Source organism: Flavobacterium sp. LS1R10 (assembly GCF_003968825.1).
Classification (GTDB): domain Bacteria; phylum Bacteroidota; class Bacteroidia; order Flavobacteriales; family Flavobacteriaceae; genus Flavobacterium.
In genome coordinates this window covers 196725-218020 of record NZ_RYDH01000001.1, presented here as the reverse complement: position 1 = coordinate 218020, position 21296 = coordinate 196725, and the positions used below count along the sequence as shown (strand labels likewise).

Here is a 21296-nt window from a genome sequence, read left to right as displayed (position 1 = left end):
AGCAATTATTATGATTTTTTTTCATAAAATTACTGTACCTGTTGATGTTTTTCATAAAAGAAGAATGCCAGTAAAGGAGCATTAGCTACTTTTAAATCCTTTTCACTACAAAAACTACTTATCAACAGTGCTTAAAATTAACTGTTGTTACGAACTCGCTTCAACTGATATTGAGTAATTTTGCAACATGTATGCTTTAGTTGATTGTAACAATTTTTACGCTTCCTGCGAACGTGTTTTTCAGCCGAAATTCAACGGAAAGCCGGTTGCAATATTATCAAATAACGACGGTTGCGTGATTTCCAGAAGCAATGAAGCAAAAGCGGCCGGGATTCTTATGGGTGCGCCGGCATTTCAGATTAAGGAATTGGTAAAAGAGAAAAATATAACATTATTTTCATCCAATTATGCACTGTATGGAGACTTGAGCAATCGGGTGATGGCTATTTTAGGGCAGTTTACACCAAATCTAGAAATTTACAGCATTGATGAAGCCTTCCTGAATTTTGATGGTTTGACGATTTCCGATTATCATGAGTATGGAATCCAAATGAAAACCCGGATACGAAAATGGGTAGGGATTCCGGTTTGCATTGGCTTTGCCGAAACCAAAGCATTGTCTAAAGTAGCCAATAAAATTGCCAAGAAATTCCAAGACAGAACGCAAGGCGTTTACGTTATTGATACGGAAGAAAAACGAATCAAAGCCTTGAAATGGACAAAGATTGAAGATGTCTGGGGCATTGGTTACCGGATGAATAAAAAGATGAAAGCTAAAAATATTGTGACGGCTCTGGATTTTACGGCACCACAACACGAAGCTTGGATCAAAAAAGAAATGGGTGTGATTGGGATGCGTTTAAAATATGAACTCGAAGGAAAATCAGTATTGGATTTAGAGCCCATTGTTGACCAAAAGAAAAGTATTGCTACGACCAGAAGTTTCCCAAAACAAATTGCTGATTTTGATTTGCTGCGCGAACGTGTAGCAACTTTTGCCGCGGTTTGTGCAGAGAAATTACGCAAACAAAATTCCTGCTGTCATACCATTATTGTAATGTTAGTGGTGGATAAACATACGGTACAAACCTCAAAATATTATTTTAATATGGCGATTACATTGCCGTATGCGTCAAATTCTACATTGACAATTTCTAATGTTGCTATCGCAATGTTGAAGAAACTGCACCAAGGAAATGAACATTTGAAATTCAAGAAAGCGGGAGTGATCGTCACGGAATTGATTGATCAAAACAAGAAACAATTGCAGCTGTTTGACGAAGAAAACCCAAAACATTTGCTGCTGATGAAAGTGATGGATGGTCTCAATAACAAAATTGGAGACAAGAAAGTAAAGTTGGCTACCCAAAATTTAAGTCTGACCTGGAACATGAATCAGAACCATTTGTCACCCGGATACACCACTAATTTTAAAGACATACTCGAAATCAAATGCCAATAAATAACGGACAAAAACTAATGTTCTTTCTACCTGATTTTGAAAGTGAATTGCAAATTCCTTTCATAAACGAAGGGGTTTCGGCGGGATTTCCATCACCGGCCGCAGATTTTATGGAAATGAGCATTGATTTGAACAAGCAATTGAGTGAAAACCCATTAGCTACTTTTTACATCAGAGTCAAAGGAAATTCTATGATTGATGCTGGAATCAATGATAAAGATGTTCTTGTTGTGGATAGAAGCTTGGAGCCACAGAACAATAAAATTGCAATTTGCTTTATCGATGGAGAATTTACGGTGAAACGCATACAACTGAAGAAAGACTGTTTGTATCTGATGCCTGAAAATCCCAATTATGCTCCGATAAAAGTCACGGAAGAAAATCAATTAATCATCTGGGGAATTGTGACCTATGTGATTAAGAAGGTGTAAAAGCCAGTTGTTGCTATTGTTAAAATTGAATTCTTAATGGATTTTTAGCCATAAAAAAACCTGTTCAAACTAATGAACAGGTTTTATCTTTTATAATAAATTCAGATTTTAAACGGTATGTTTTGGATTAAATCCATCTTCACTTAGTTCTTTATGCTCATAATCGGCAACCATTTCAGCTTCATAATCAACTTTTTCTCCTTTCGAAAGTCTACTGATGGCTTTTTCCATAATTTGGTAAATTACCGGAACTACTACTAAAGTCAAGAATAATGAGGAAATTAATCCCCCAATAATTACCCAAGCCAAACCGTTTTTCCATTCCGCTCCAGCTCCAGAGGCTAGCGCAATGGGGAACATACCAAATACCATCGCGATAGTGGTCATCAAAATTGGACGAAGACGCGCATGATTTGCTTGGATTAATGCTGTTCTGACCGTTTCGCCAGCTTTACGCCTTTGATTGGTATAATCTACAAGCATAATCGCATTTTTACACACCAGACCAATAAGCATGATGATACCTAAAATGGTAAATATATTCAGTGTATTATTGGTTAAAGCCAAAGCCAACATTGCACCAATAAAGGAAAGCGGGATGGCAAACAATACCACAAATGGATGTACAAAACTGTCGTATAACGAAACCATTACCAGGTAAACCAAGACAATCGCAGCTAATAACGCAATTCCTAATGTACCAAAACCTTCGGACTGGTTTTCCTGATCACCACCCCAAATATAATTTACACCGGTTGGTTTTTTTAATTTTTCAATTTTTTCTTGCCATTGTGTTACAATAGTTCCTGAAGCCACACCCACATTTTGGCCTTTTACAGTTACCGATGCTGATTTGTCTCTTCGTTCTAATTCACTTGGACCGGAACCTTCGGTTACGGTTGCAAATTGATTCAGTTTTATTTGTTGACCACTATCGTTTATGAAAATTAAGTTTCTGACATCTGCGATACTTTTTCTGTCGAATGCATTGTATTTAATATTGATGTCATATTCGTATTCACCAGCTCTAAATCTACCATCAGTATTTCCGCTAAAAGCAGTTTGCATGGTCATACCTACTGTTTGCAAACTCAATCCTAAAGCGGCCATTTTATCTCTATCGACTTTTACGTTTACTTCTGGATTTCCATCTTCTACAGACAATTCGATTTCTGTTGCTCCAGGAATGGTACGTAATTCTTTTTCTGCTGCTTTTGCAAATTGCATGGCGCTTTCTACATTTGGCCCCGTTACAATTAATCCTAAAGTAGCATCTTCTGCAGTTCCTAAAATACCAACTGGAACTGTTTTTACTTTGGCACCAACTAGTATTTTTTCTAATTTGCGTTTGGTTTTTGCAGCATACACATTTGCAGGTTCATTACGTTTGTCTAATCCAACCATTTTTACGTTTATCTCCGATTTGTAAGCAGTGGCTTGCGAAGCACCAAGACCTTCACTGGTTTGACCAATCGTTGTAATTTGACTAAAAACATACTCTTCTTTCTGCAAGAATGCTTCTGCTTTTTGCGTCATGAAATTGGTTTGCTCTAATGAAGCATCTTTTGGCATTTCTATCTGAACTAAAAACTCACCACTATCAGACGCGGCAAAGAATTCCCCACCAATAAATCCACCGCCAAATAAACTAATCATCGATCCAAAAAAGAGTACTAAAACGATAGCTAGTGTTTTAAAATAATGATCCAAACACCATTCCAATAATCTGGAGACCCAATTTGTAAATCGTGTTAAATAGCTTTCAAATCCAAGGATGATTCTTCCAAAAAGATTTTTACCTTGAATGTGTTCTAATTTCCCGTATCTTGAAGATAACCATGGAATGATTGTAAATGAAGCGACTAATGACAGCAATGTCGAGATAATAACCGTTACACAGAATTGCGTAATAATGTTAGAAACCAATCCGGTACTCATTGCAATTGGTAGAAACACTACTACAATTACTAAAGTAATCGATACAACAGTTCCACCAATTTCTGCAGTTCCATCATAAGCAGCTCGAACTTTATTTTTACCCATTTCCATGTGCCTGTAAATATTCTCGAGAACTACAATGGCGTCATCCACAAGAATACCCACCACAAGAGAAAGTCCTAATAAACTCATTAAGTTTAAGGTATACCCCATCAAATAAATTCCAATGAACGTAGCAATTAACGAAGCAGGAATAGAAACCATTACAATCAATGAGTTTCTAATGCTGTGCAAGAAAAACAACATTACAAGAGCCACTAAAAGTACCGCAATTAGTAAATCATGCACAACAGCATCGGCAGCTTCTAATGTGAAAATAGTACTGTCTTTTGCTATTTCAAGTTTTAATCCGTTTGCTTTATAATCCGTTTCCAGTTTAGCAATTGTTTTAACTAACTCTTCACTTACCGCAACCGCATTGGCATCCGATTGTTTGATGATTTGTAAAATAATAGCACTTTTTTGATTGACACGCGCTATTTTTTCAGGAATTTTTTGAGTATCCTGAACATCAGCAATAGCATCTAAACGAACTTGTATTCCGTTTTTAGAAGATACAATTAAGTTTCTTAATTCATCAACAGTTTTATATTTTCCGGCTAAACGGATTAGTATTTTTTGCTCACGAGTTTGAATGTTTCCTGTTGGAAAATCCAAATTAGAAGATAAAATAGTTTGTTGCACTTGCGGAATCGAAAGTCCGTAGGCTTGCATTTTTACCGCATCAAGATTTACTTGAATTTCTCTTTCTTGTCCGCCAATAATATTTACTTGTGCTACACCTTCTACTCGAGAAATAACGGGTGCTAATTTTTTATCAATTAAGTCGTAAAAAGCAACTTCATCCATTTTTCCGTTGGCACCAATAGTCATAATTGGTAAATCGCTTAAAGAAAATTTAGTCAATGAAGGCGTTTCAACATCATCAGGCAAATCACTAAGAATAGCATTTATTTTACGCTGCGCATCGTTCATGGAAATATTAACATCAGCCGAAGACGTTAATGTAATGGACACTGTTGATAAACTTTCGTAGGACTTCGAGTCTATTTTTTTAATATTTTCTAAGGATGCAATGGCATCTTCAATTTTTTTGGTAACCGTATTTTCTACCTCACTTGGTGATGCACCCGGATAAATAGTGGCAACAGTAATTACATTGGTTTCGAATTTTGGAATCAATTCGTAACCCAATTGGCTGTAACTGAACAGTCCACCAAGTGTTAGAATCGTAAACAATACAATTACTAACGAAGGACGTTTTATGGATATTTCTGCTAATTTCATATATTTATATTTTTAGGTCTTAACGTATAAGGTCATGCCGTTTTCTGCTTTTGACCTTTGGGTTTACAACTTTCGACTATTTAATGACATCCACTTTAGATCCGTCCTGAAGGTTGATTTGACCTGTGACAATTACAGTTTCGCCATTTGAGAGTCCGTTTAGAATTTCTACTTTGTCCCCAAGAATTCTTCCAGCTGTAACTGTTTTCAATTTGGCAGTTCCGCTTTCAATTACAAAAACCTGATTGCTGCTTACACCTCCTACAAAAGCATCTCTAGGAACAATCATCAACGATTGTTTTTGTTGTTTCGATGCAAATTCAGCGGTTCCGTACATACCCGCTTTTAAACCGTTGGAAGCGTTGTTTGTAATTTCAATCTCGATGGGGAAATTTAAAATTTCGTCCGCTTTTGAGGCGATAAAAGTGATTTTCCCTGAGAAAATTTGGTCTGGATACACGCTTGCTACAACTTTTGTGACGGTACCTACTTTTAAACTGGCCACTTGGCTTTCGTTAACGTTAACTTTTAGTTTTAGTTTGGAAACATTTACAATATCAAACAATTCCGTAGCAGGTGTAGCAGAAATGATTGATCCAACCTCGATGTATTTCTTATTGATAAACCCACTAATTGGCGCTTTGATTCTTGTATCTCCAACATTGATATTTGCTTGTGTTAACTGGAATTTAGCATTTACCATTGCTAGTTTTACCTGATCTACTTGTTGTTTAGTTACGCCGCCTGTTTTGTATGCATTTTCAAATCGGGTGTAATCAGCCACCGCATTTTGATACACCGCATTAGCGTTTTGCGCATTTACGTTTATAACATCGCTTCGTACAATGGCAAGTGTTTGTCCTACTGAAACATAATCGCCTTCTTTTACAAGTATCTTTGTTATTTTACCTGATTTTTCAGCAGAAAATTTTAATTCTTGTATGGGTTCAAAATTTCCATTGGATGAGAAATCTAATGAAACAGCTTCGGTTTTTACGGTTTCAACTCTAACAGAAACGGAGGCGTTTTTCTCCGCAACAATAGTTGTTTTGGCTTCGTTTTCTTTTTTATTATTGGTTAACACGTAGGCAATTAGTCCTAAGGATGCTACAATTACTACTACTGTTATTATTATTTTTTTCATTTTGATTATTTATTGGTTAGTGTTTTTAATTCCCCTTTGGATTTGACTAATTGTATTTCTGCCAGTTTGTACTCTAATATAGCTGATGTGTAGTTGTTTTGAGCTTCGGTCAATGAGTTTTCAGCATCCAGTAAATCAGTCAGTGTGGTTAATCCTTGTATATAGTTGTTTCGGGTGTTATTTAAAACCTCTTTGGCTAATTGGGCATTTTCTTTCTGATTGTTGATTGTGGTTAAGCTGTTGTCAATTTGCGTTTTTGCATTGGCAAAAGCCAGGTCAAGTGACAACTTGGTATCAACCAACTCTTCGTGGATAGTTCGTAGGTCAACATCGGCTTGTCTCACTTTTGCACGAGTGCCAAATCCAGTAAATATCGGTACTTTCAAATTCAAGCCAATCGAAGAGAAATCAGACCAGTACACTCCTTTAGAAGGTTTTCCGCCCAAAGGCATTACAGGACCCTGACCAATATAATTGTACCCGGCATTCAGTGATAATGTTGGGTAATAAGCAGCTTCAATAGCCTTTTTTTGATAAAATAATAGTTGTTCTTGTTTTTTCAAAAGCAAGTATTCCGTTCTGTTTGCCGTATTTGGAATTTCAGACAATGCTTGTGGCCCTACTTCAAAGGCAGTTTGTGGAATCTCGATTTGGGTTTCTATGGGCATTCCCATATAAAATTTCAAGGTATTTTCTTGTATTTGTACGGCATTCAGTACCTGTTGACGTTGTGTATTGATGTTTGAAATTTTTACTATAATTCGATCCAAATCAATTTTCTTGGCTAGACCATTGTCATATTGTCCTTTGATGATGTTTCTTACTTTGGTGGTATTTCTTAAAGTGCTGTCAATCACCGTTAGTTTTTGTCGCTGCACATAGACTTGGTAATAATTATTGGCCACACGCTCAATTACTTGCTCTTCTGTTAGTTGATTGTTGATCTGGTAAAATTCTCTGGTAGATTTTGCTGCTTTTAGGCCGGTAAAAACAGTTTGGTCGAAGATAGCCTGTGTCAGAGAAACTCCGGCAGTAGAAATCCATGGTTGGCCAAAAGCGGCTTGGATGGTAGTTCCCGGAGCGCCAAATCCTGCTCCGTCAATAACAGTTGTTTGTATTACAGGATTGTACGTCAAATTGCCATTAGCTGAAATTTGAGGCAAAGCTCTGGAGCGTATTTCCTGAATTTGGTATTCACTGTTCTCTACTTGTAATTTTGCTTTTTTGGCATCTGCTTTGTTTTCTAGAGCATAGTTGACGGCTTCTTTTAGCGTAAGTGTTTGTACGGGACTTGTACCTGGGTTGCCTGAGTTTTGTGATTGAGCCGAAATACCAAAGGTCAGGATGGCTAGTAAAATTATAGTTTTCATTTTGTAGTATAGTTAAGTAAATGTTTTTCAAGTTCAATTATCCCGCTGGGAGTTGCCATAGCTCTGGTATGGTATTCTAAAATCTCAAGTTCTATCTTTTGAGCTTCTTTTTCGGAACTGGTACAGCCCTTTATACTGAAAATTAAATAATAATAAAATCGCGTGTAACTTTTAATATTTATATTGTCGCGGTAAAAACCTTGTTCGATTCCTTTTTTTATGTTTTGTTCAAAAGTGGTGTTGCATTCATTGATTTCTCTTGTCATCACTTTCTCATAAATTTCAGGATAATGTTTTTTTAATTGGTAAATGGGGGAGTCGTCTGAGGATTGAAACATTTCTTTAAACATTTTTCGTATTTCAAAATTTTCTGCGATAGCATTATAATTTTGGGCAATAATACGGTCAATAATTTGATGGATTTGTTTGTGAATTGCAGTGGTGCTTTCCTCAATAAGTAATTCTTTATTGCAGAAATATTTATAAATCGTTTTTTTAGAAATACACATTTCTCCTGCAATATCATCCATGGTGATGCTCTTAAAACCTAGTTTTAAAAACATCTCACTTGCTTTAGTTATAATTTTTTCTTTCATTTTTAAGGCTGAAATGGTTTCAGTATTTTTTAATTAAATTCAAATTTGTTGATTTGAACGATTAATTTCGAGTGCGAATATAAGACGGAAACTTTAAACACCAAAATAGTTTCCGATGTATTTTGGTTTATTTAACATTTGAAGGTAAAACGATGTTTGTAATACAATTTGAATAGAGTAAATTAGCCAAAAATTTATTTTATGCATTCCATTTATCAATATCAGGGGTTTCTTTCGGAGTATTTGCAGGCACAATATGAAACCAAAGAACCAAGAAATTTGTACGAGCCCATCCGGTATATTTTAGACCTTGGCGGAAAAAGAATTCGTCCGGTACTGACCTTAATGAGTGCCGAAATTTTTGATGCGCCGTATCAAAAAGCATTGCCTGCCGCATTAGCCGTTGAAGTTTTTCACAACTTTTCGTTGGTTCACGATGATATTATGGATGATGCGCCACTACGAAGAGGAAAAGCAACGGTTCATGAGAAATGGAATATAAACACCGGAATTTTATCTGGGGATGCGATGCTGATTTTAGCCTATCAATATTTTGAACAATATGAGCCCGTTATTTTTCGGGATTTGGCCAAGTTGTTCAGCAAAACAGCGCTTGAAGTTTGCGAAGGGCAGCAATGGGATGTCGATTTTGAAGAACGCAATGATGTTACCATTCCAGAATACCTGATGATGATTCAATACAAAACGGCTGTTTTGGTAGCAGCAGCCATGAAAATGGGAGCGATTATTGCAGAAACTACCGAGGAAAACGCAAATCTGGTGTATGATTTCGGCCTCAATTTAGGCTTGGCTTTTCAATTACAGGATGATTTCTTGGATGCTTTTGGGGATCCAGAAACCTTTGGAAAACAAGTAGGCGGTGATATTATAGAAAATAAAAAAACGTATTTGTATCTAAAAGCAGTAGCTTTTTCAAAAGAAGAGGAAGCTAAAGAATTGCGGTATTTGTTTTCTGTTCAGCCGGAAAATAGTACGGATAAAATAGAGACGGTGAAAGCACTTTTTAATAGTTCTGGTGCGGCTACGGCAACACAGGAAGCAATACAAGATTTTACTTTTAAGGCGTTTCAGACCTTGGATAAAATGAATATTAGCGCCGATAAAAAAGCAATGTTGAAATCTTTTGGGGAGAATTTAATGGGCAGAAAAGTGTAATTCAATTTCAATAATCAATTTCAACATTGACTTTGAAAGTTTATATTTAAAATTTAACAAGAAGTATAGTGTATAATAATAACAATATTGAAAATTGACATTCATATTGCCATTGATATTTAAAGATATGTTTATAGTTCCAAAAAATACCGATTTACTACTTGCTGAAGCCGCGGGTGAAAACTTATATTTGAAATTAATCGAACAAATGAATAAGGATTTCAATCTCGCTAACGAAGCAATTGATTTTCCGTTGGGTATTTCTCCCAGTGAATTGAAGTTGCAGCTTCACGAAAAAATATATCGACTTATTCAATACAAATTTGCTGAATACCTCAATTTATTATACATAATTGATGTTTCCGAAGAAGAAATAAAAAAACTAGACGGATCTGATTTAGTAGTTCTGGCAGAACAAGTCGCTTTTTTGATCCTAAAAAGAGAATGGCAAAAAGTGTGGTTCCGGAATAAGTATTAGTTATTGTAAGTCTTTTTTTAAGATTGTTTTATTCCATAATTCAGTTCCCGCAGTATCAAAAACAGTTAGTTTCATTTGGCGGTTTTCCTTTGAACCCAAGAATGAAATCATACCAAAATTATGTTGCGTAATCAAACTGCCTTTGGATCTGTAAATATTGTTTTCCTTTAATGCCCCTTCAGCGGCAACACCGGAAGTTAGCGGTGAAACGGTCCAGTCAAATAAAGAGTAGGCATTCTCGCGGGGAACTTCGGAAAATTCAGTAAAATGCCTATCACCGCTTAGGAATAAAACGCCCTTAATTTTATTATCAAGAATTTCTTTTAGCAATTTTTCTTTCTCTTTGGGGTAGTTGCTGTAGTTTTCCTTTTCCGCTACGGAATTTAATACTTGTACGCCCATTACAATTATTTTAAAACTGGCTTTAGAGGAACTTAGTGCGTTAATCAGCCATTCTAATTGGGTATTTCCTAAAACCGTTCTTTCGCCCGTAATTCTGTTATTTGGGGTCTTGAAAAACCGATCGTCCAATAAAAAAAACTGTGCATCACTCCAGCTAAAGGTAGAATAAATACCCTCGTTTTGTTCAGCATTCATACCGTAGCTTTTATTTGCCCAGAAATCTTTAAACGCTTTTTGAGTTAGAAATTTGTTATAAAAACTGCCATCGCTATCATCCGGACCAAAATCATGGTCATCCCAAATGGCAAAATTTTGAGTTTTTGCCAGCAAAGGCTGAATTTCTTTTACCGACCTTGAATGCGTATACCGATGATAAATCCCGGTTTTACTATCCCAGTCCGCTTCTCTGAGATAAATATTGTCACCACTCCATATCATGATTTCTGGATTTTTTTTGGCAATACTTTCAAAAATGCCATACTCACTTCCGTAGGCTTTTCCTGGTCTGTCCAGCGGAGTTTCATTAAAATAGGAACAACTTCCAATGGCTACTGTGAAATCAGGAGCATCTTCGCGCCATTCCCAAAGTTTCTTTGATGAAAAAGAAGTCTCGTAGGGCAAGATGATTTTTTTGTCATTTATGAAAACAGCATACGTATATTTTTTTCCGGGTTCTAATTGATCTAAAATAATATGATGCGTGAAGCCAACTTCTTTTGAAGATGAATACACGTCGGAGTAGAATATATTAGTAGGATTGTCAAGGGCAAAATAAGCTATTTTCACCGAAGCTTTTTTGTTGGTTTGCAACCAAATCATCGCTTCGGTCATTTCGCAATACCCCACCATGGGCCCAGATTGTAAAATATTGTTTTGAGCAAAACTGTAACTTATAAATAAAATACAGCATAATTGAAAAGTTTTTTTCATCGCAGATAATTAAAAATACACTCTAATAAAAGGCATAAAGGCACTGCCGTAAATGTTGTTTTTGTCAGTCAAAACATTATATCGCCCACCAATAGTGGCGTTTCCAGATCTGTAACCAAGGCCGATGAATAAACCTGTATTCCAGTAGTTTTGAGAATTGCTATTGGATCCATCCAGATTTACATTGACTCTTAATTGTTCCAGTTCCGTCGAAAGTTGGATTTCGGGGATTGGATTAAATAATCCTATAACACTACCGCCATACAAATGAGAAGCAAAAAAATCGCGTTGCTTCAAATATTTATACTGCACTCCCAGTCCCAAAGCCACATATTCATTAAAATTATAAATGGCACTTGGCGCTAACGAAATGTCCGTGTAGCCGGAACCAAAGCCTAAACCCAGTCCACCTCCAAATTGTACATTTCTCCAAAACTGGTTTGGCATAGTGGTATACATTGTATTTTGTTGTGCAAACAGAGCACTTGCAAAAAACAAGGCAATAAGTACTAAAAACGATTTGGTAACCTCGAAAAAGCGCTTTTTTGCCATAAGTTTCTAGATTTTTAACAATTTAAGATGTAAAAGTATCTTAAAATAAATTATAAATTTATTGTATTATTGTACTTTTGCCAAACTATTTTAATCAAAAAGGTATATTCACTAAATATTATGGATAGGTTTTCATTTTTAAACGCAGCACATACAGAATTTTTCGCTCAATTATACGATCAATATATAGAAAATCCAGACAGCGTTGAGCCTAGTTGGAGAAGTTTCTTTCAAGGTTTTGACTTTGGGATGAGTTCTTACGGCGAGGATCATAAAGTCGAGCAAATTGCAAATTTTGCGGCTAATAATACAGATATTAGCTTGGTTTCTGACAAGCTTCAAAAGGAGTTCAATGTATTAAAATTAATAGATGGATACCGCTCTCGCGGTCATTTGTTTACTAAAACAAATCCGGTTCGAGAAAGACGAGTATCATCACCAACTCTAGAAATCACAAATTTTGGACTTTCATTAGCAGACTTAAATACTGTTTTTGATGCAGCCAAGGTTATGGAAATACAGCCTTGTACGCTTCAGGAAATCATAACGCATCTTGATACAATATACTGCCAGCACATCGGGGTGGAATATATGTATATCCGTAAACCGGAAGTAGTGGAGTGGATTCAGAAAAAATTAGGCTACAATGACAATCAGCCTAAATTTTCATTGGACGAAAAAAAATCCATTCTTAATAAATTAAACCAAGCCGTTTCTTTTGAGAATTTTTTGCACACTAAATATGTAGGTCAAAAACGCTTTTCTCTAGAAGGTGGGGAATCAATTATTCCTGCATTAGATGCTTTAATCGAGAAAGCAGCTGAAAAAGGAGTTGAGCAATTTGTTATGGGAATGGCACATCGTGGTCGTTTGAATGTGTTGGCAAATATTTTTGGCAAATCGACCCAAGACATCTTTGGAGAGTTTGACGGTAAAGATTACGATCAAGAATATTTTGACGGCGATGTAAAATACCATTTAGGACTTACAGCGGATAAAGTGACCAGTACCGGTAAAAAAATTAATATAAATTTAGCTCCTAATCCGTCGCACCTTGAAACAGTAGGTGCAGTAATCGAAGGAATCACAAGAGCCAAACAAGATAAATATTTCCCTAACGATTTCTCAAAAGTATTGCCAATCGCCGTTCACGGAGATGCTGCAATTGCGGGTCAGGGAATTTTGTATGAAATTGTGCAAATGGCACAATTGGATGGTTATAAAACTGGAGGGACCATACATATTGTTATCAATAATCAAGTAGGTTTTACCACCAATTATCTGGATGCTCGTTCCTCTACCTATTGTACTGATGTTGCTAAAGTTACCCTTTCGCCCGTTTTGCATGTCAATGCAGATGATGCTGAAGCTGTAGTTCACGCGATGTCCTTTGCATTGGATTTCAGAATGGAATTTGGTAGGGATGTGTTTATTGATTTATTGGGATATAGAAAATATGGACATAATGAAGGCGATGAGCCTCGTTTTACCCAACCCGTATTGTACAAAATCATTGCAAAGCATAAAAATCCAAGAGACATCTACATGGAGAAATTGCTTGCCGAAGGAGTTGTTGACAGTACTTTTGTAAAAGGATTAGAAAAAGAATACAAATCAAATCTAGAGGTGAATTTAGAAGCCTCCCGTAAAAAAGATTTGACTATTATAACACCATTCATGAAAAACGAATGGAAAGGTTTTGAGCAGGTTTCGGATGTTGAAATGCTCAAAAAAGTAGATACTACTTTTCCAGTAGTAGGACTTACTGAGGTTGCAAACGTAATTTGTAATTTACCTGCAGACAAAAAATTTATCAGCAAAATACAAAAACTTGTCAACGATAGAAAAACAATGTTTTTTGAAACAAACAAGCTGGATTGGGCCATGGCAGAGCACTTAGCCTATGGGTCACTTTTAAAAGAAGGATATGATGTTCGTATTTCGGGGCAAGATGTAGAGCGAGGCACGTTCTCTCACCGTCATGCCGTTGTAAAAGTAGAGGATTCAGAAGAAGAAGTGACTTTGTTGAGTACTTTAGAGGGCGCAACAGGGAAATTCAATATATTCAATTCGCTGTTGTCTGAATATGCTGTTTTAGGGTTTGATTATGGGTATGCTTTAGCCAACCCAAATACATTAACCATCTGGGAAGCACAGTTTGGGGATTTTAGTAACGGTGCCCAAATTATAATTGATCAGTATATTTCTTGTGGCGAAGATAAATGGAACAATCAAAACGGAATTGTTTTATTGTTGCCGCACGGATACGAAGGACAAGGAGCGGAGCATTCATCAGCCAGAATGGAGCGATACTTACAACTTTGTGCCAGACACAATATGTATGTGGCAGATTGTACTACACCAGCCAACTTCTTTCACTTATTGAGAAGACAAATGAAAACAACGTTTCGTAAACCACTTGTTGTGTTTACGCCTAAAAGTTTGTTGCGGGATACAAGGGTAGTATCTACCGTTGAAGAATTCGCAACAGGGAGTTTTCAAGAAACATTTGATGATGAAACAGTGAATAAAGCGCATGTGAAAACGCTGGTTTTTTGTACCGGAAAATTCTATTATGACATTACTGCCGAAAGAGAAATTCTGGACAGAAATGATGTAGCCGTAGTTAGAATCGAACAATTGTTCCCATTACCGGTAGAACAATTAAAAGCCATTATCGCTAAATATCCCAATGCAGATGATTATGTTTGGGCACAAGAAGAACCAAAAAACATGGGTGCTTACAGCTTTATGCTAATGAATTTTGATTTAGTAAAATGGAGATTGGCCTCACTAAAAGCGTATGCGGCACCGGCCTCAGGAAGTTATACAAGAGCAAAACGCCGTCAGGCTGATGCCTTGCGAATGGTTTTTGATAAAAATTTATACCGATAATAAGGAGCTATTTCCTGCTGTACGCTATATCTTTTCCTAGCTAAAGAAGCTAGAAAAAGGATGTCGCTGCCATCAGGGCTAAAAAACAATACATCTAACACACATAAGTTGTTCAAGAACAATTTAAAACTTAAAATTCATAATTTAAAATAATAGAACATGATTTTAGAAATGAAAGTCCCATCACCAGGGGAATCTATAAAGGAAGTTGAAATCGCAACTTGGTTGGTAAAAGACGGAGATTATGTAGAGAAAGACCAAGCCATTGCTGAGGTTGATTCTGATAAAGCAACATTAGAATTGCCAGCAGAAGCCAGCGGAATCATTACTTTGAAAGCGGAAGAAGGAGATGCAGTTGCAGTAGGAGCAGTAGTTTGTCACATTGATACGGACGGCGTAAAACCAGCAGGCGATGCGCCAGTTGCTGAAGCTACAAAAACAGTTGAAGCGCCAAAAGTGGAAACTAAAACAGAAGCGCCAAAAGCCGCTCCAGTAGCAGCAGCAACTTACGCTTCAGGAACTCCATCTCCGGCAGCACGAAAAATATTAGACGAAAAAAATATAGCAACAACTTCAGTAACAGGAACTGGAAAAGACGGAAGAATCACTAAAGACGATGCCGTACATGCGGCGCCTTCAATGGGGACGCCTACCGGTGGGTCTCGTGGATCCGAACGTTCAAAATTATCAATGTTACGTCGTAAAGTGGCAGAACGATTAGTGGCTGCTAAAAACGAAACCGCCATGTTAACTACTTTTAATGAAGTAAACATGACGCCAATCAACTTGATTCGGAATGAATACAAAGACGCATTCAAAGCAAAACATGGCGGAATTGGTTTAGGGTACATGTCTTTTTTTACTAAAGCAGTGACCAGAGCATTAAAATTATTTCCAGATGTAAACTCAATGATGGATGGGGATCATAAGATCGCTTTCGATTTTTGCGACATTTCTATCGCAGTTTCAGGACCAAAAGGATTAATGGTTCCTGTCGTTCGTAATGCGGAGAACTTGACTTTCCGTGGAGTTGAAGCCGACATTAAAAGATTAGCCCTTAAAGCGCGTGACGGACAAATCACAGTGGATGATATGACTGGTGGAACCTTCACGATTACTAATGGTGGTGTTTTTGGAAGTATGTTGAGTACGCCAATTATCAATCCGCCACAGTCAGGAATTCTTGGAATGCACAACATTATCGAGCGCCCAATTGCCGTAAACGGAAAAGTAGAAATTCACCCAATGATGTATGTGGCGTTGTCTTATGACCATAGAATTATTGATGGTCGTGAGTCTGTTGGTTTCTTGGTGGCCGTAAAAGAAGCCTTAGAAAACCCAATGGAATTATTGTTAGAGAACAATCCTAAAAAAGCATTAGAATTGTAATTGAATTAATTCGTAAAATAAAAAATCCGTTTAGTTCTAAAACTAAACGGATTTTTTATTTTTTTATTAAAATTCCTTTGAATTCCACAACATCAAAAAGTGCGTAATTTTGGCTTTTCGGAATGTGGTCGCCTATAAATTGTAAATTTTCGACACTGCAATAGATGTTAAATTTGGTGTTTTTACCATAATTAAGTCGGACACTTGCCATAATTGCATCATTGATTTTCCAACTTACATTGTATCGCCCATTAGAAGTAAGGGATAATTGTAGTGTAAGATTATACCATTGTCTTCTTTTGATTTTCCTTTGAACAGATTGGAACGGATAGCCCTGTGAGATCATGTATACGATAAGATCGTCTGGTTCTGCTGCTAATTGATTTCGAATGGCTTGTGATCCATAGCCAATCTCAAAATCGAGTTCGTGTGTGTCATTATTATATAAAAAAGCTCCAATGTTAGCCATGTCACCAACGCCCATTTCGGGGATATAAACATTCCAGCTATAGGTTCCAGCGGCAAAACTTGAAATCGTTTTTACTTTTGATCTTTCCCACGTATTTGGATTTGTGAAAATACGTAAATTCCCATTTTCAATCCAGTAATTTGGATTGCCAACTTGAGTAGCATCTTCCCATTCCGTTAAATTATCGAAGTCCCAAATTTTTGAATAGCTGGTTTTTAAAATACTGAGATTGTTAGAATCTGAATTAGTTATTGTTTCATTTTCGTTAGTTAAGTCGGCGGGAGAACAAGAAAATAAAAGTAGTCCCATAAATACCAATAATTTTTTGAAAATATTTTTCATGTTTCTTTAAGGTTTTAAGGTCGTTTTTCTATTGTAAATATAAGCAATAATTAAAATAGTCCACGATTCCTTTTCCTTTCATTAAAACATCGGCTCCTATGATTCCATGAACGGGTTTTGATTTGTGTTGTGTTAAAGCTTCGTTTATATGAGATAAATCGAAAATTACGACGTCAAAAGCACTGTCTTTCCAAGTGCCTAGTTGCAATTGATTTTTTGTAGCTATTTGTGTCAACATTCCGGAAGCTCCAGCTCCTGAAGCTTTAGTTTTTGATTTTTTAGCTTCCAATAGAAACAAATCAACACATTCAAATCCGATACAACTACTTGAAGCACCTGTATCTAAAATGAAATTTCCTTTGATACCGTTGATTTTGGCTTTAATCAAAAGATGTTGGGTTTTAGTAATCTTAAATTTTACTTTTTTGTAGTTTTCTTTTTTAAGGATTTTGTGGAGGTTTTTCATCTAGGCAGAATTTGTTTTCGGAATTATAGTGTCCCTTTTACAAAGATACAAGTTGTTGTATGCAGTTTTGGAATCTTTTTTCTGTCGCAATCTTTGTTAAACCATTTTTTTGACTAGTTTAATTCTTGTAATTTTGTATTCTTAAAAGACGACACTTGGAAACAAAAGTAATAATTACCGATACCCATACTCATTTATATTCTGAGGAATTCAATCAAGATCGGGACGAAATGATGAAGCGCGCCATTGGAGCGGGTGTGTCGCGTTTTTTTATTCCGGCAATCGATTCGACGTGCACCGAATCCATGTATATTTTAGAAAAAAAGTATCCTGAAAACGTATTCTTGATGATGGGCTTGCATCCCACGTATGTGAAAGAGAATTATCTGAAAGAATTACAGCATGTGGAAAACGAACTGGCGAAAAGAAAATTCTACGCTGTTGGTGAAATTGGGATCGATTTGTATTGGGATAAAACCCATTTGCCTCAGCAACAAATTGCTTTCAAAAAGCAGATTCAATTGGCTAAAGAATATAAGTTACCTATTGTGATTCATTGTCGGGATGCATTTGATGAAATTTTCGAAATTCTGGAACAAGAAAAATCGGATGATTTATTTGGTATTTTTCATTGTTTTTCTGGAACGTATGAACAAGCTTTAAGGGCAATTTCGTATAATATGAAGCTTGGAATAGGCGGGGTTGTTACTTTCAAAAACGGAAAAATCGATCAATTTTTGAAACAGATCGATATAAAGCATCTTGTTTTAGAAACAGATTCCCCATATTTAGCCCCAATTCCTTTTCGTGGAAAAAGGAATGAAAGTAGTTATATAGTCAGCGTAGTCGATAAGTTAGCCCAGATTTATGGCCTTTCAACACATGAAATAGCAATGCGAACCACCGAGAATTCTAAAGCTATTTTTGGGATTTAAAGTAGAATTCACTTTATTTTGACTTTTTTTTTGTTCATTTGCCCACACAAATATAGAAAAATCAACAATGCAGAAATTTGACGCTATTCGGCCATTTTATGATTCCGAAATAAACGAAGCACTTCAAGATGTGATTAATCACCCAATGATGAAAGCATTGATGAACTTTACTTTTCCGGGTGCTGCTGACGAAGTTTGGAAAGAACAACTCAGGAAAACGCACTCCATTCGGGATTTTCAATGTAATTTTATATACCAATCGGTTCAAAGAATACTAGAAAAAAGTTCAGAAGGAATGACCACTTCCGGTTTTGAAAAGTTAAAGAAAAACACTTCTTATTTGTTTGTCTCAAATCATCGGGACATCCTTTTGGATACTACGTTATTAAACACAGCCTTATTTGAACATGGGTTAGTGATGACAGCCTCAGCGATTGGGGATAATTTAGTAAAAAAATCGTTTCTGAATACCTTGGCAAAACTGAACCGTAATTTTTTAGTACAACGGGGATTGACTCCAAGAGAAATGCTGCAGAGTTCAAAACTATTGTCGGAATATATAGGGAATTTATTGCTTCATGAAAACCGTTCTGTATGGATAGCACAGCGAGAAGGAAGAACGAAAGACGGCAAGGATGAGACCAATCCGGGTGTTTTGAAAATGGTGGGTATGGGTTCTGATGAAAAGAATTTAATGGATTATTTCAAGAAAATTAAAATTGTACCCGTATCTATTTCGTACGAGTATGATCCTACTGATGCTCTGAAAATGCCACAATTGATGGCTGAAGCCAATAATGAAGTGTATGTCAAGGAAAAGAATGAAGATTTCATGACGATTCTGAGTGGCGCTCTAGGGCAAAAGAAGAGAATACACATTCATGTTGGGAAAGTTTTAGATATTGAAATTGATGCCATTATTACAGAAAACGAGAACTCAAATAAGCAAATAGTAGCTTTGGCACAAGTAATTGATAATGCCATATTGAGTAATTACAAATTATGGCCAACGAATTTTATTGCTTTTGATATTGTAAATAAGACCGATAGATATTCCCATTTGTATACTGAAAATGAAAAATCATTGTTCGAGCGCAGACTGGAAATGCGAATTGATCATGACAATCCAGTGGCTCTTGAAAGTTTTTTGGCCATGTATGCAAATCCAGTTGTGAACAAATTAAAATACCACGATGTTGTATAAAGCCAAAATACTTTTAATATATACCGGAGGAACTATTGGTATGCGAAAAGATTTTGAAACAGGAGCCCTCAAGGCATTCAATTTTAGTAAATTGTTACAGCGAATTCCAGAATTGAAACAATTGGATTGTGAGATCGAAACCGTTTCTTTTGAAAATCCTATAGATTCCTCGAACATGAATCCTGAAAAATGGGCAAAAATGGCTATAATTATTGCAGATAATTATACTTCATTTGATGGATTTGTTGTGCTTCATGGATCCGATACTATGTCGTATTCTGCTTCAGCGCTGAGTTTTATGCTTGAGAATTTGTCAAAACCAGTTATTTTTACCGGTTCCCAACTGCCTATTGGGGATTTGCGTACCGATGCTAAAGAAAACCTGATTACAGCCATTCAAATAGCGTCTCTGCAAAATAATAATCAGCCTGTTATCAGTGAAGTGTGTCTTTATTTTGAATACAAATTATACCGAGGCAATAGAACTACAAAGATTAATGCGGAACATTTTAAAGCATTTACGTCTCCAAATTATCCTGAATTGGTGGAGTCTGGGGTGCATTTAAAGTTGAATCCTGAATTGTTTTTGCCTGAAAAAGGAACGGAGGAATTCAAAGTGCATAAAAATTTAGACAATAATGTTGCCATTATAAAGATGTTTCCTGGAATCAGTGAAGCAGTTTTATCCGCTATTTTAAATATTCCGAATCTTAAAGGTGTTGTTTTAGAAACCTACGGAGCTGGGAATGCACCTACAGAGGATTGGTTTTTAAACCTCTTGAAAAAAGCGATTGCCGGCGGGTTACATATTGTTAACGTTACCCAATGTTCTGGCGGGAGTGTCAGTATGGGGCAATACGAAACCAGTACCGGACTGAAAGAAATTGGTGTGATTTCCGGAAAAGACATCACCACCGAGGCGGGAATCACAAAATTGATGTATTTATTGAGCAAAAAAATAGCCCCAAAAGACTTCAAAACTATTTTTGAAACTTCTTTACGAGGAGAAATGACATAATATTTAGATTTTACTTTTCTAACTCGTTTTTTTTCGTGTTCTTTGCAGCCGTAATGAAATAGAGAGGTGGCCGAGTGGCTGAAGGCGCACGCTTGGAAAGCGTGTATATGGCAACATATCGAGGGTTCGAATCCCTTCCTCTCTGCCAGTAGAAATACAAAAAGAAGCAAACCCCACTAAATTCTAGGATTTAGTGGGGTTTTTTCATTTACGGTAAATCAAATTATTCATTAAATCTCAAAACTTAGGTGTCTTTTGAGGTGTCACTGAAATTATATTTTTTAAGTGACACCTATCTCAAAAGATACCAGTTCAACATTTGTTCAAATACCTTTTCACTATTTGAACATCTTGTTTGGAAGAATTACAAAGTTTAAATTTAATAATAACTAAAAGGTCACCAACCATGAACACAGCCGTATCCGTTCTCTTTTATATAAAGAGATCAAAAGTCAATAATGATGGCATCTGCCCTATTTATGTACGTGTCACCGTACAATATGGGAATTTATAAATTTACATAATACAGTAAGATTAACATATTTGCATCGTTTTATTGATGTTCTATTTCCAGCTAATACGCCACAAACTGATTTAGTTGTTGAAGAATTACAAACTTGGCTAACTGGTTTAGAAAAACTATAATTATTACTGGAAAAAAACACCCATTCATACCCCAACATTCGTTTATAATGGAAAAAAAAGCCGGATAAATACTTTTTAGTGGAAAATAAAGTATAGTTTTGCTTCAA

The 21296-nt window shown here is 36.2% G+C and carries 17 protein-coding genes and 1 tRNA gene; 10 read left to right on the top strand and 8 right to left on the bottom strand.

Going from position 1 to position 21296, the window contains the following annotated elements; all coding sequences use genetic code 11:
• Nucleotides 1-187: 187 nt before the first annotated feature.
• Both EKL96_RS00990 and EKL96_RS00985 read left to right on the top strand, forming a co-directional pair.
• Nucleotides 188-1462, top strand: a complete 1275-nt coding sequence (locus EKL96_RS00990) for a Y-family DNA polymerase (protein WP_126457549.1) — start codon at nt 188-190, stop codon at nt 1460-1462.
• Nucleotides 1453-1893, top strand: coding sequence for a LexA family protein (locus tag EKL96_RS00985; RefSeq protein WP_126457548.1), 441 nt, complete (start codon nt 1453-1455; stop codon nt 1891-1893). Before EKL96_RS00990 ends, EKL96_RS00985 begins: the two co-directional genes overlap by 10 nt.
• Nucleotides 1894-2001: 108 nt before the next feature.
• Here the strand turns inward: EKL96_RS00985 and EKL96_RS00980 are convergent, their stop codons facing one another.
• The 4 genes from EKL96_RS00980 to EKL96_RS00965 form a co-directional block, all read right to left on the bottom strand.
• On the bottom strand, nt 2002-5178 hold the full coding sequence (locus tag EKL96_RS00980) for an efflux RND transporter permease subunit (RefSeq protein WP_126456161.1): 3177 nt from the start codon (nt 5176-5178) through the stop codon (nt 2002-2004).
• Nucleotides 5179-5254: 76 nt separating this feature from the next.
• Nucleotides 5255-6322: an efflux RND transporter periplasmic adaptor subunit gene (locus EKL96_RS00975; protein WP_126457547.1), complete on the bottom strand. Its 1068-nt coding sequence runs from the start codon at nt 6320-6322 to the stop codon at nt 5255-5257.
• 5 nt (nt 6323-6327) lie between these two features.
• Nucleotides 6328-7692 carry a TolC family protein gene (locus EKL96_RS00970; protein WP_126457546.1) on the bottom strand — a complete coding sequence of 455 codons (1365 nt, stop codon included), beginning with the start codon at nt 7690-7692 and terminating at the stop codon, nt 6328-6330.
• Complete coding sequence (locus EKL96_RS00965) at nt 7689-8288, bottom strand: TetR/AcrR family transcriptional regulator (RefSeq protein ID WP_126457545.1); 600 nt, start codon at nt 8286-8288, stop codon at nt 7689-7691. The genes EKL96_RS00970 and EKL96_RS00965 overlap by 4 nt, the downstream gene beginning before the upstream one ends.
• 201 nt (nt 8289-8489) lie before the next feature.
• On the opposite strand from EKL96_RS00965, the gene EKL96_RS00960 reads away from it, so the two are divergent.
• Both EKL96_RS00960 and EKL96_RS00955 read left to right on the top strand, forming a co-directional pair.
• A complete protein-coding gene (locus tag EKL96_RS00960; protein WP_126457544.1) occupies nt 8490-9464 on the top strand; it encodes a polyprenyl synthetase family protein in 975 nt (324 codons plus the stop codon).
• 127 nt (nt 9465-9591) lie between these two features.
• On the top strand, nt 9592-9942 hold the full coding sequence (locus EKL96_RS00955; protein WP_126457543.1) for a hypothetical protein: 351 nt from the start codon (nt 9592-9594) through the stop codon (nt 9940-9942).
• Here EKL96_RS00955 and EKL96_RS00950 read toward each other — a convergent pair whose 3' ends face one another.
• Together EKL96_RS00950 and EKL96_RS00945 are read right to left on the bottom strand one after the other, a co-directional pair.
• The gene (locus tag EKL96_RS00950) at nt 9943-11274 is read right to left on the bottom strand and encodes an alkaline phosphatase D family protein (protein ID WP_126457542.1); all 1332 of its coding nucleotides are present in this window, start codon (nt 11272-11274) and stop codon (nt 9943-9945) included.
• 9 nt (nt 11275-11283) lie between these two features.
• Entirely contained in the window at nt 11284-11826 is a 543-nt protein-coding gene (locus EKL96_RS00945) for a hypothetical protein (protein WP_126457541.1), read from the bottom strand.
• A 120-nt stretch (nt 11827-11946) separates the two neighbouring features.
• On the opposite strand from EKL96_RS00945, the gene EKL96_RS00940 reads away from it, so the two are divergent.
• Nucleotides 11947-14721, top strand: coding sequence for a 2-oxoglutarate dehydrogenase E1 component (locus tag EKL96_RS00940; protein WP_126457540.1), 2775 nt, complete (start codon nt 11947-11949; stop codon nt 14719-14721).
• 159 nt (nt 14722-14880) lie between these two features.
• Complete coding sequence (gene odhB / locus EKL96_RS00935; RefSeq protein WP_126457539.1) at nt 14881-16110, top strand: 2-oxoglutarate dehydrogenase complex dihydrolipoyllysine-residue succinyltransferase; 1230 nt, start codon at nt 14881-14883, stop codon at nt 16108-16110.
• A gap of 55 nt (nt 16111-16165) precedes the next feature.
• On the opposite strand, the gene EKL96_RS00930 is transcribed toward odhB, so the two are convergent.
• Nucleotides 16166-16921, bottom strand: a complete 756-nt coding sequence (locus EKL96_RS00930) for a hypothetical protein (protein ID WP_233579244.1) — start codon at nt 16919-16921, stop codon at nt 16166-16168.
• A 28-nt stretch (nt 16922-16949) separates the two neighbouring features.
• Entirely contained in the window at nt 16950-17387 is a 438-nt protein-coding gene (locus EKL96_RS00925) for a retropepsin-like aspartic protease (RefSeq protein WP_126457538.1), read from the bottom strand.
• A gap of 155 nt (nt 17388-17542) precedes the next feature.
• Here EKL96_RS00925 and EKL96_RS00920 point away from each other — a divergent pair, with 155 nt between their 5' ends.
• The 4 genes from EKL96_RS00920 (at nt 17543) to EKL96_RS00905 (ending at nt 20692) form a co-directional block, all read left to right on the top strand.
• Nucleotides 17543-18322, top strand: a complete 780-nt coding sequence (locus tag EKL96_RS00920; RefSeq protein WP_126457537.1) for a TatD family hydrolase — start codon at nt 17543-17545, stop codon at nt 18320-18322.
• A gap of 67 nt (nt 18323-18389) precedes the next feature.
• Nucleotides 18390-19526: a 1-acyl-sn-glycerol-3-phosphate acyltransferase gene (locus EKL96_RS00915; RefSeq protein ID WP_126457536.1), complete on the top strand. Its 1137-nt coding sequence runs from the start codon at nt 18390-18392 to the stop codon at nt 19524-19526.
• Nucleotides 19516-20544, top strand: a complete 1029-nt coding sequence (locus EKL96_RS00910) for an asparaginase (RefSeq protein WP_126457535.1) — start codon at nt 19516-19518, stop codon at nt 20542-20544. The genes EKL96_RS00915 and EKL96_RS00910 overlap by 11 nt, the downstream gene beginning before the upstream one ends.
• 60 nt (nt 20545-20604) lie before the next feature.
• A tRNA-Ser gene (locus tag EKL96_RS00905) sits at nt 20605-20692 on the top strand.
• Nucleotides 20693-21296: the final 604 nt, after the last annotated feature.